Origin of the sequence: Frigoribacterium sp. RIT-PI-h, assembly GCF_001297205.1 — a bacterium.
GTDB lineage: Bacteria > Actinomycetota > Actinomycetes > Actinomycetales > Microbacteriaceae > Frigoribacterium.
Genome location: NZ_LHOZ01000052.1, coordinates 1 through 11,300 on the forward strand (window position 1 = coordinate 1; position 11,300 = coordinate 11,300).

Below are 11,300 nucleotides of genomic sequence, written 5' to 3' on the forward strand. Positions count from 1 at the left end.
GTAAACGACCCGCCACGAAGTAAACGACCCGCCACGAAGTAAACGACCCGCCACGAGGTAGACAACCCGCCACCCGTTTGCGTGGCGGGTCGTTTACTTCGTGGCGGGTCGAACGCCACGAGGACGACCGCAGGAGGCGCGGGCCGGGTCAGGAGGCGCGGGTCACGGACGCCGGGTCGGCCAGCACGGCGGCGAAGGCCAGTTCGGCGGCACCGATCGTCAGCCGGTCCACGCCGAGCGCGGCCCGGGTGATCCGCACGTCGTCACGAGCGCCGGGCAGGGACTGCCCACGGACCCGATCGGCCAGACGGCCGGGGTCGGCAGCGTGCAGCGATCCGAGGAACCCGCCGAGCACGATCAGCTCCGGGTTGAACGAGTTGACGACGCCCCGCAGGGCGACGGCCAGGAAGTCGATCTGACGTCGGACCTCGACGGCCACGGGCGAACCGGGACCGGCACCGGCGAGTGCCGCGTCGAGCTGGTCGGCCTGACCGCGGTCGAGCCCCGTGACGGCGAGGAGGCGGGCCTGCCCGACCTCGGTCTCGAGGCAGCCCACGGCGCCGCAGTGGCAGAGCTGGCCGACCGAGTTGACGAGGGTGTGCCCGATCTCGCCGGCGAAACCGCCCACACCGGTCACCGGGCTGCCGCCGATCAGGACTCCCCCGCCGACGCCGCTCGCACCGCCGTTCAGGAACACGAGGTCGTCGACACCCCGCCCGGCCCCGAAGCGCCCCTCGGCGATCGCCCCCAGCGAGGCGTCGTTGGCGGCGCGGGTGGGCAGACCCGTCGCCGAGGCGACGACGGCGGCGAACGGCTCGTCGATCCAGCCGAGGTGCGGGGCGAGGCGCACCACTCCCCCGTCGGAGCCGACCAGGCCGGGCACCGCGAGACCGACCCCGAGCACCCGCACGTCGGGAGACAGCGCGGTGGTCCGCAGCTCGTCGATCACCTCGGCGGCGAGCGCCGCGGCCTGGGGCGCGCTGGGCACCCCGACGGTCTCGCGCCGGACGCGGTGCTGCACGACGCCGTCGAGCCCCACGGCTCCGACCGTGACGGCGTCGATCTCGGGGTTGACCGCGATCGCGACGACACGGGGACTCGGGGCCACGACCGGGCTGGGACGCCCGACCCGGTTGGTGCCGACCGGGTCGGTCTCGACGACGAGCCCCAGGTCGACGAGTTCGCCCACGAGCGCCGCGATCGTCGAGCGGTTGAGCCCGGTGGCCTGGGTCAGGGCCGACCGCGACGTGGCCCCGTCGGTGTGGACGATGCCGAGCACCGTCGCGAGGTTGTCCCGCCGGACCCGGTCGAACCGAGCACCGAGATCGGGCGTCGTCGCGGTGTCACCACCGCCCTGCTGAGTCGTCACGTCCCCACCCTCCGTGCGTCGAGGCTACCTCGACCTCGACGGGCGGCACGGCGCGGGGCCGGCCACCCGTCGACCGCGGGACTCAGAACTCGTCGACCCGCCAGCCGATGGCGGCGGTCTCGACCGACACCGCGCCTCCTGACCGCGTGACGACGAAGTCGGCCGACCCGCCGGTGGGCGTCGTCACCGTGAGCGAGCGGGTGCCGTCGCCCCCGGGGAACACCTTGAGCACGAGACCGTCGAGGTAGTCGTGGTCGGGGCGGTCGTCCCGCGCGCCGACCGGGATCACCGCCCCCTCGCGCACGTAGAGCGGCAGGCTCAGCACGTCGTGCTGCTCGGTGCGCCAGGTGCCCGACCCCGCGTCGACGACCTCGCCGGTCCACCAGTTCGTCCAGCGTCCGGCCGGCAGGTACACCTCGACGGTGCCGTCGGCCGAGAAGACCGGCGCGACGAGCAGGTCGTCGCCGAGCAGGTACTGCGTGTCGACGTGGGCGGCGCCTCGGTCGTCCGGGAAGGCCAGGGCCATCGGACGCATGACCGGCAGTCCCGACCTCGACGACTCGAGCCCGGCGGCGTACAGGTAGGGCATGAGCGACAGCTTGAGCTTCGTGAAGCGCCGGGTGACCTCGACCGCCTCGTCGTCGAACGCCCACGGCACCCGGTACGACGAGCTGCCGTGGAACCGGCTGTGGCTCGACAGCAGGCCGAAGGCCGTCCACCGCTTGTAGACCTCGGCGCCGGGGGTCCCCTCGAAACCGCCGATGTCGTGGCTCCAGAACGAGAAGCCGCTCATGGCCAGGGACAGGCCGCCACGGAGGGTCTCGGCCATCGACTCGAAGGTCGACGTCGAGTCACCACCCCAGTGCACCGGCAGCGCCTGACCACCGGTCGTCGCCGAACGGGCGAAGACGACCGCGTCGCCCTCGCCGCGCACCTCCTCGAGCACCTCGAAGACCGCCTGGTTGTAGAGCTGCGTGTACCAGTTGTGCATGCGCTCGGGGTCGGAGCCGTCGTGCCAGACGACGCCGGTGGGGATGCGCTCGCCGAAGTCGGTCTTGAACGCGTCGACCCCCTGGGCCTGCAGCCGACGCAGGTGGCCCTGGAACCAGGCCGTCGCCTCCGGGTTCGTGAAGTCGACCAGCGCCATGCCCGCCTGCCAGAGATCCCACTGCCAGACGCTGCCGTCGGGGTTCTTCACGAGGTACCCGGCGTCGGCGGCCTCGCGGAACAGCGTCGAGCGCTGCCCGATGTAGGGGTTGATCCAGACGCAGACACGCAGGTCGCGCTCGTGCAGCCGGGCGAGCATTCCCTCGGGGTCGGGGAACACCCGGGGGTCCCACTCGAAGTCGCACCACTGGAACTCGCGCATCCAGAAGCAGTCGAAGTGGAAGACGCTGATCGGCATGTCGCGACGGGCCATCTCGTCGACGAAGCCCGTCACCGTCGCCTCGTCGTAGTCGGTCGTGAACGACGTCGACAGCCACAGGCCGTACGACCAGGCCGGCACGTGCGCCGGGCGACCGGTCAGCCGCGTGTAGCGGTCGAGCACGTCGGCGGGCGTGGGCCCGGCGATCACCAGGTAGCGGAGGGTCTCGCCCGCAACCGAGAACTGCACCCGCTCGACCGACTCGGAGCCGATCTCGTACGAGACGTGGCCGGGGTGGTCGACGAGGACGCCGTACCCGCGGTTGGTCACGTAGAAGGGCACGTTCTTGTAGGCCTGCTCGCTCGAGGTGCCTCCGTCGGCGTTCCACACGTCGACCGTCTGGCCGTTCTTGACCAGCGGGCCGAACCGTTCGCCGAGTCCGTAGACGAGCTCGCCCACGCCCAGCGAGAGCTGTTGCGAGACGTACGACGGGGCGAGGGTGCGGGACGTCCCCGCTCGCGCGTTGCCGATCATGGAGCCGTCGACCTGCGCGTCGGCCGCGAGCCGGTGGTAGCCGACCGACTTCGGGCCCGAGCGGGTGAGCACGGTGTCGCCGTCGCGGAACGTGAGGTCGAACGGCGCACCGCGACCGACCGTGGCGGTGAGGCGTCCCGAGGTCAGGGTCGCGCCTCCTTCGCTCGTCTGGACGACCCCCACTCCGGCGGGGCCGCCTTCGGCACCCACGAGGTCGAACCCGATCTCGTCGCGACCGCCGGCGAAGTGCGTCACGTCGACGGCGATGACGCCCTCCATCGGCGAGCTCAGCGCGACGGTGAGCGTCGGGCGGTTGAGGGTGTCGCCCCGCGAGGCGATCACCTTGGTGGGCGCGGTGACCTCGATCGAGCGTCCGTCCGCCCGGGTCTCGACGTCGTGGACCTCCTGGGCGAAGAGGGACTCGACCCCCGGGCGGATCTGCCAGAAACCGTCGGTGAACTTCATGTGGAGCCTTTCGGGGTGGAACGCGTCACTTGACCGCGCCGGCCGTGATGCCGCGGGTCAGGGTGCGCTGGAAAATCAGGAAGAAGACGAGCGTGGGGATCAACCCGAGCAGGGCCGACGCGCTCGTCGTGGTGACGTCCATCAGCCGGTCGCCCTGCAGGGCGGTGATGGCGACGGGAACCGTCTGGTTGCCGTTCGACACGAGGAAGGTGAGCGGGATGAGGAACTCGTTCCAGGTCCAGATGAAGAAGAAGATCGCGAGCACCGACAGGGTCGGCCGACTGATCGGCACGATCACCCGCCAGAGGATCTGCCACCGGCTCGCGCCGTCGAGCGACGCCGCTTCGAGCACCTCTTTCGGGAACGTGCCGTAGACGCTCGAGAGCAGGTAGGTGCCGAAGGCGCTCTGGATCACCGTGAAGATGATGATGACCGCCCAGATGTTGTCGTAGAGGCCCACCTGCTTGAACATGAAGTACAGCGGGTAGAGCAGCGCCTCTTGCGGCAGCATGTTCGCCAGCAGGAACAGCACGATGATCCAGGTCCGACCGCGAACCCGGCCGATGCCGAGCGCGTAGGCGTTGAACACCGAGATGACCACGGCGAACAGGGCCACCAGCCCGGCGATCACGAAGCTGTTCCAGAGCTTGGCGGGGAACTCGACCCGGTTCCAGAAGTTCACGAGGCCGTCGAAGTACAGCGACGTCGGCAGGCTGAGCGGCCCCCCGGTCGTGTAGTCGGCGGGCGACTTGAACGAGTTCACCAGGATCAACAGGAAGGGCAGGGCGATCAGCACGCCGAAGGCGATGGCCGCGGCGAGGATCACCCAGTCGGCGGCCGTCTTCTTGCGGCCCCGTCGCGACGCCCTCGGGAGGCGCGGGCTGGGGACCGCGGGACGGATGCGTTCGTCTTTCACCGGCGGGACGACGGTCGTGGCCATCAGCGTTCCCTCTCTGCTCGTTCGACCCGGTTCTGTGCCCGGATGAAGAAGATCGTGATGACGACGATGACGAGTGTCAGCGCCGTCGCGATGGTCGCTCCGTAGCCGACCTGCTGGCTCTGGAAGAACTCGCTGTAGGCGTAGTAGCTCGGCACGATCGTCGAATCGCCGGGACCGCCGCGGGTCAGGGCGTAGATCGGGCCGAAGACCTTGAGCGCGGCGATCGTGCAGGTCAACACGACGACGAAGATCTCGGGTCGGATGATGCTCACCGTGATCGCCCGGAACCGCTGGAACCAGCCGGCGCCGTCGAGCTCCGCCGCCTCGTACAGCTCGGGGTCGACCCGTTGCAGCGCGGCCATGAAGATGACGACGGGATAGCCGAGCTGCACCCAGACCATCACCACCATGATGCTGAGCAACGCCGTGTCGGGGCTGCCGAGCCAGTTGTGCTGCAGGGCACCGAGCCCCACCGCGTCGAGCACGGTGTTGAGCGCGCCGTTCTCGGGTCGGAGTATCCAACCGATGACGATCGCGGCGATCGCCACGGGGAGGATCTGCGGCAGGTAGTAGGTCGCGCGCAGGAACGACGCGAGACGGCCGCCGAACTTCCGGCCGATGAGGTCGAAGAGCATCGCGGCGAGCAGCAGCCCCAGCACGGTGGGGACGACCACCATCGCGATGATCAGGAAGACGCTGTTGAGGAAGGACGTCCAGAAGCGGTCGTCGCTCATCAGCTCACGCCAGTTGTCGAGCCCGGCCCAGGTCGGTGGCCGGATGCCGCGGTAGTCGGTGAAGCTGAGGTAGACGTTCCAGATCAACGGGACGAGGATCACGACCGTGAAGAGGACGAAGCCCGGGATCAGGTACAGCCAGAAGCCCGCGCGGCGGGCTCCGGGCAGGAGGCTCTCCTCCGGCGGGAGGGCCGACGACGTGCGTCGGCCCTCGCGACGGGGGCGCGCCTCCCGGGCACCGGGGCGGGTGTCGAGGGAGGTCACGGCTACTTCCCGGTGATGTCGTCGACGCCGCTCTGGTACTGGTCGCCCAGGGTGGTCAGCATCTCGTCCGGTGTGGCCGTGCCGTTGACGAGCTCTTGCGTGCCCGCGACCAGTTGGTCGTAGAAGGTCGGCGTGGGCCAGTCCGGGTAGTACGCCAGGCCGTCGCGGTCGAGCAGGGTGTTGAAGTTGGCGATGAGCTCTTGGCTCTTCGGGTCGGTGATGTCGGCGGGGTCGGCCTTGACCGGCACGCCGCCGTTGTTGCCGATGAGGTTCTGGATCTCGGGGCGCATCGTGATGTCGATGAACTCGTACGCGAGGTCCTTGTTGGCCGCGTTCTCGGGGACGACCCAGAGGTTGCCGCCCGAACCCGGGGCCATCTCGCTGCCGGGGAAGAGGAACGTGCCCCAGTCGAAGGTGGCCTCGTCGGCGACGCGGCCCGCCCACCAGCTGCCCGACACCATGATCGGTGCCCCGCCGCTCATGAACGTGGTGCCCATGTCCTCGGCCTTGATGCCGGTGACGTCCTTCGAGATCCACCCGTTGTCGACGTACTCCTTCAGCTTGTCGGCGGCGTAGCTCAGCTCGGGGCCCTGCCAGTCGACGTCGCCCTCGTAGAGCTGGTAGTCGTCGACGAACGAGCGGTCGGCCTTCGAGAGGGCCAGCTGGTAGAACAACTGGCCGAGCGGGTACTCGCCTCCGGCTTCGGCGAGCGGCGTGATGCCGGCGTCGGTGAAGGTCTGCAGGGCCGCTTCGAACTCGTCGTACGTCGTGGGCACGGCGATGCCCTGCTCGGCGAAGGCGTCCTTGTTGTAGAACACCTCGACGTACTCGCCGTAGTTCGGGATGCCGTACCAGCTGCCCGACCCCATGACGCCTCGCTCGTCGTACTTCGAGGTCGTGGCGATCGACGGGGCGAGGTCGTCGTCCCAGCCGTACTCGTCGACGGCGTCGTCCAGGTCGGCGAGCAGCCCCTGGCTCGCGAGCAGGCCCGCCGTGGCGTTGCCCTTGTTGTACTCGAGGATGTCGGGCGCCTCGTTCGAGTTGAGCACCTGGCTGGCGGTCGAGCGGATCTGCTCGAAGCTCTTCTCCTCGAACTCGACCTTCGCGCCGGTCTCTTCTTCGAAGGTCTTGATGGCCTGGTCCCAGGCGATGCCCATCGCGCTGGTCTCGCTCTCGAAGTGCCAGAGCGTCAACACGTTGGGGTCGGAGGACCCTCCGCTGCCGGCCGAGCAGCCGGTCAGCAGGGCCGCGGTGGCCGCGAGGGCCGTGCCGACGGCGACGATGCGTCGTTTCTTCATGGTGTCTACCTCCTCGTAGAGGCCCCGTGGCGATCGTCGAAGCGTTTCGACGATCGACGCGGAGCGGTGTGATCTGTCCGTCGGATGACGGTGGTGCGGTGGTGCGGTCGGTGGGGGTTCAGGAGGCGCGGGTCGGCTCCGAGACGGAGCCCTTCGCCAGGTAGGTGGGTGCGATCAACTCGACACCCGTGTCGAGGTGGCCGTCGATCCGCTCGAACGCGGCCTCGACCGCACGCGAGCACATCTCGTCGATCGGCAGCGGGATCGTGTCGAGTGCGGGTTCGAACTCGTCGGCCGGGTAGCTGGCGCAGGCCGCCAGCACCGAGAGGTCGCGGGGGATCTCGAGCCCGAGGCGCCGGACGCGCTGGAGGACGGCCTCGGCGGTGGGCTCGCTGCAGTGCAGCACGAGCGCGGTCATGCCCGGCAGCCTCTCGCGGAGGTCGTCGAACGCCCGGACGGCCGACGCCCGCCCGAGGTCTGCCGCCACGGTCAGCGTCTCGACGCCGCGGCCGTCGGCCCGGGTGGCGAAGGCGTCGTCGAATCGACGGATGAAGCCGGTGTCACGCTCGTTGTACGAGGCCGGGTGGCCGATGACGCCGATCGACCGGTGTCCGGCATCGGCCAGACGGTCGACGCTCTCGGCGGCCGCGGCGGCGAAGTCGAGGTCGATGCAGGCGAGGTCGTCGACGCCCTGGGGGATGCCGATGAAACCGGCCGGCAGGTCGAGTTCGCGAACGAGGTCGACGCGTTCGTCGACGGTCGCCACGCCGATCGCGACCACGCCGTCCACGAGCGAGCTCGAGGCCACGCGACGGATGCCGGACACCTCGTCGTCGGTGGCCAGCAGCAGCACGTCGTAGTCACGACGACGAGCCGCCTCGACGACGGCGGTGACGAAGCGCATCTGGGTGGGCTGGTGGTTGTCGGGCCGGATCGGCGCACTGAGCGCCAGGATGTTGGTGCGGGCGCCGGCGAGCATGCGGGCTCCGGCATGCGGCCGGTAGCCGAGCCGGTCGACGGCGTCGGTCACCCGCTGCCGGGTCGACGCCGCGATCGACCGCTTGCCCGAGAGGGCGTACGAGACCGTCGAGATCGACACACCGGCGGCCTGGGCCACGTCGTGGATCGTCGTCATGATGACCTCGCTGTCGGTTGTCGAACTGGTGCGGAAGCGCTTCGACTGCCGCGGATCGAGACACTACGACAGCCGCGGCGCGGCGCGCAAGTCTTTTGTCGGACCCCGCGACAAATGCCTCGCGCCCCTTCCGAACCATCCCCGGAAGGGATATGTTGAGGCTCACAACATTCGCATCGGGGCGGGACCGCCCCATGCGTCCGACCGCTCGAACCCTGGAAGGGACACCGATGTCCACCACCCCCACCCGCGAAGACAAGTTCTCGTTCGGCCTCTGGACGATCGGCTACAACGGCTCCGACCCCTTCGGCGGCCCGACCCGCCCGCAGCTCGACGTCGTCGAGGCCGTCGAGAACCTCGACCGTCTCGGTGCCTATGGCCTGACCTTCCACGACGACGACCTGTTCGCCTTCGGCTCGACCGACGCCGAGCGCCAGAAGCAGATCGACCGCCTCAAGGGCGCACTCGACGCGACCGGCATCGTCGTGCCGATGGTCACCACGAACCTGTTCAGCGCGCCCGTCTTCAAGGACGGCGGCTTCACCTCGAACGACCGCGGCGTCCGTCGCTTCGCCCTGCGCAAGGTGCTGCGCAACATCGACCTCGCCGCCGAGCTCGGTGCGAAGACCTTCGTCATGTGGGGCGGCCGCGAGGGCGCCGAGTACGACAGCGCGAAAGACGTGCAGGCAGCCCTCTCGCGCTACAAGGAGGGCGTCGACATGCTCTCGCAGTACGTGCTCGACAAGGGCTACGACCTGCGCTTCGCCATCGAGCCCAAGCCCAACGAGCCCCGGGGCGACATCCTGCTGCCGACCCTCGGTCACGCGATCGCCTTCATCGAGACGCTCGAGCACCCCGAGATGGCCGGCGTGAACCCCGAGGTCGGTCACGAGCAGATGGCCGGGCTGAACTTCACGGCCGGCATCGCCCAGGCGCTGTACCAGGGCAAGCTCTTCCACATCGACCTCAACGGTCAGCGCGGGATCAAGTACGACCAGGACCTCGTGTTCGGCCACGGCGACCTCCAGAACGCGTTCTCGCTCGTCGACCTGCTCGAGCACGGCTCACCCCAGGGCGGCCCGACCTACGACGGCCCCCGCCACTTCGACTACAAGCCCTCGCGCACCGAGACGATCGACGGCGTGTGGGAGTCCGCAGCCGCCAACATGCGCATGTACCTGCTCCTCAAGGAGCGCGCGCAGGCCTTCCGCGCCGACCCCGAGGTGCAGGAGGCCCTGGTCGCCAGCCAGGTCGCCGAACTCTCGGTGAACACCCTCGCCGACGGTGAAGGCTACGAGCAGTTGCTCGCCGACCGCGCCTCCTACGAGGACTTCGACGCCGATGCCCACTTCGGCGGACACGGCTACGGCTTCGTGCGCCTGCAGCAGCTCGCCCTCGAACACCTGATGGGCGCTCGCTAGCCACCCGCCTGCCGCACGGCACCGGCTCGCCGCTCACGTCCGGACGTGAGCGGCGAGTCGCGTCTTCCCGGCCCGGCGTCGGGGTGCGCTCCCGTGCTGAGCCCCCCGCCCGAACGCACCCCCGAATGCCCGCACGCCCCCGTCGCCGCCCGAACGCCCGCCCTTCCGTCGCCGTCATCGGCACCCGCGGCTACCCCAGCTACTACGGCGGATTCGAGACCGCCGTGCGTCGGATCGCCCCTGCCCTGGTCGACGCCGGCTGGGACGTCACGGTCTACGGTCGCGACGGGTCGACGCGCGACGACGACCCCGCCCGCGACCGTCGCGTGACCTCCCGCCTGACGAGAGGCGTCGAGAGCAAGTCCCTCAGCACCCTGAGCTACGGCCTCACCGCCGTGCTCGATACCCTCGTGCGGCGGCCCGACGCGGCCCTCGTGATGAACGTGGCCAACGGCTTCTGGCTTCCGCTGCTGAGGCTGCGGGGCATCCCCGTGCTGGTCAACGTCGACGGCATCGAGTGGGAGCGCGCCAAGTGGGGCCGTGCGGCCAAGACGGTGTTCCGTCTCGGAGCCAAGGCCAGCGCACGCTTCGCGAACGGGTTGATCTGCGACGCCCGCGAGATCGTCCGGCGCTGGCAGGCCGACTTCGGGGTGGACGGCCTTTTCATCCCCTACGGCGGCGACCCGGTCCGCGACCTGCCGGTCGAACCGGGCCAGCGACACCGCGGGTACGCCCTCGTCGTCGCGCGCTTCGTGCCCGAGAACACCGTGGTCGAGTTCGTCGAGGCGGCCCGCACGATCGCCGAGCGGCACGACGTGGTCATCGTCGGCTCGACCGGCTACGGCGGCGAACTCGACGAGCTCGTCCGTGCGCTGGCCGACGAGAACGACCGCGTGACCTGGCTCGGTCACGTCAGCGACGACGACCGTCTGCACGCCCTCTGGCAGCACACCGGGGCCTACTTCCACGGCCACAGCGTCGGCGGCACGAACCCCGCCCTGGTGCAGGCCATGTTCGCCGGCGCTCCCGTCGTGGCGCGTGACACCGTCTACAACCGCGAGGTGCTCGACGGCGCAGGCACCCTGGTCGCCCCCGAGTCCGCGGCCATCGCCGCCGCCGTCACGGCGTTGCTCGACGATGCTGCCGAACAGGAGCGCCTCAGCGTCGCGGCACTCGCCCGCGCCTCGGACGCGTACACCTGGCAGTCGGTCTGCGACGCCTACGAGGAGGCGCTGCGAGCGACCCTGCCCCGCTCGCGCTGACCGACGACCGCGGTGCGAAATAAGTTGCACAAAGGTGTGCAAGATCGTACGATCGAGGCATGCCCGCCGCCGATGCCCCCGTGCGCCCCCCCCGCGCGCCACGCCGTGACGCCGCCGCGAACCGCGATGCGCTGATCTCCGCCGCGGCACTGCTGCTCAACCGCGATCCGTCCGTCTCGCTCGAGGCCATCGCCGCCGAGGCGGGCCTGTCGCGTCGCTCGGTCTACGGCCACTTCGCCACACGGGACGACCTGGTGCGCGAGGTCAGCCTGCGCGGCGCCGCCCGCATCGCCGTCGCCGCGCGACCCGCCCCGATCGCGGACCCGGTCGTGCAGCTCGCCTCGCTGGCCGCCCTGCTCTGGGCCGAGGTCGAGCACGTGCGGGTCATGGCCCAGCTGACCGGGCGCGGCCCGATGGCCCACGAGGTCGGCGAGGCGCTCGCCCCGCTCCGCAAGGCCGTGCGCGACGTCGTGCGGCGCGGCGTCGAGACCGGACGCATGCGAGACGACATC

At 70.1% G+C, this 11,300-nt stretch carries 9 protein-coding genes; 3 read left to right on the plus strand and 6 right to left on the minus strand.

Features of this window, described 5'->3' with window-relative positions:
- Window positions 1-148: 148 nt before the first annotated feature.
- From AEQ27_RS04290 to AEQ27_RS04315, 6 genes are all read right to left on the minus strand, one after another.
- Window positions 149-1,369, minus strand: a complete 1,221-nt coding sequence (locus AEQ27_RS04290; protein ID WP_054145547.1) for an ROK family protein — start codon at window positions 1,367-1,369, stop codon at window positions 149-151.
- An 82-nt stretch (window positions 1,370-1,451) separates the two neighbouring features.
- The gene (gene yicI / locus AEQ27_RS04295) at window positions 1,452-3,734 is read right to left on the minus strand and encodes an alpha-xylosidase (RefSeq protein WP_054145548.1); all 2,283 of its coding nucleotides are present in this window, start codon (window positions 3,732-3,734) and stop codon (window positions 1,452-1,454) included.
- A gap of 25 nt (window positions 3,735-3,759) precedes the next feature.
- Window positions 3,760-4,674 carry a carbohydrate ABC transporter permease gene (locus AEQ27_RS04300; RefSeq protein ID WP_054145549.1) on the minus strand — a complete coding sequence of 305 codons (915 nt, stop codon included), beginning with the start codon at window positions 4,672-4,674 and terminating at the stop codon, window positions 3,760-3,762.
- Complete coding sequence (locus AEQ27_RS04305) at window positions 4,674-5,672, minus strand: carbohydrate ABC transporter permease (protein WP_082383239.1); 999 nt, start codon at window positions 5,670-5,672, stop codon at window positions 4,674-4,676. The genes AEQ27_RS04300 and AEQ27_RS04305 overlap by 1 nt, the downstream gene beginning before the upstream one ends.
- Window positions 5,673-5,674: 2 nt before the next feature.
- Window positions 5,675-6,970, minus strand: coding sequence for an extracellular solute-binding protein (locus tag AEQ27_RS04310; protein ID WP_054145550.1), 1,296 nt, complete (start codon window positions 6,968-6,970; stop codon window positions 5,675-5,677).
- A 118-nt stretch (window positions 6,971-7,088) separates the two neighbouring features.
- Window positions 7,089-8,105, minus strand: coding sequence for a LacI family DNA-binding transcriptional regulator (locus AEQ27_RS04315; protein WP_054145551.1), 1,017 nt, complete (start codon window positions 8,103-8,105; stop codon window positions 7,089-7,091).
- A 230-nt stretch (window positions 8,106-8,335) separates the two neighbouring features.
- Between AEQ27_RS04315 and xylA the strand changes: the two genes are divergently transcribed.
- The 3 genes from xylA to AEQ27_RS04330 form a co-directional block, all read left to right on the plus strand.
- A complete protein-coding gene (xylA, locus tag AEQ27_RS04320; protein ID WP_043593145.1) occupies window positions 8,336-9,526 on the plus strand; it encodes a xylose isomerase in 1,191 nt (396 codons plus the stop codon).
- Window positions 9,527-9,651: 125 nt separating this feature from the next.
- Entirely contained in the window at window positions 9,652-10,788 is a 1,137-nt protein-coding gene (locus tag AEQ27_RS04325; protein ID WP_054145552.1) for a glycosyltransferase, read from the plus strand.
- Between the two features lie 59 nt (window positions 10,789-10,847).
- The coding region (locus AEQ27_RS04330) for a TetR/AcrR family transcriptional regulator (protein ID WP_054145553.1) at window positions 10,848-11,300 on the plus strand (453 nt) is incomplete at its 3' end.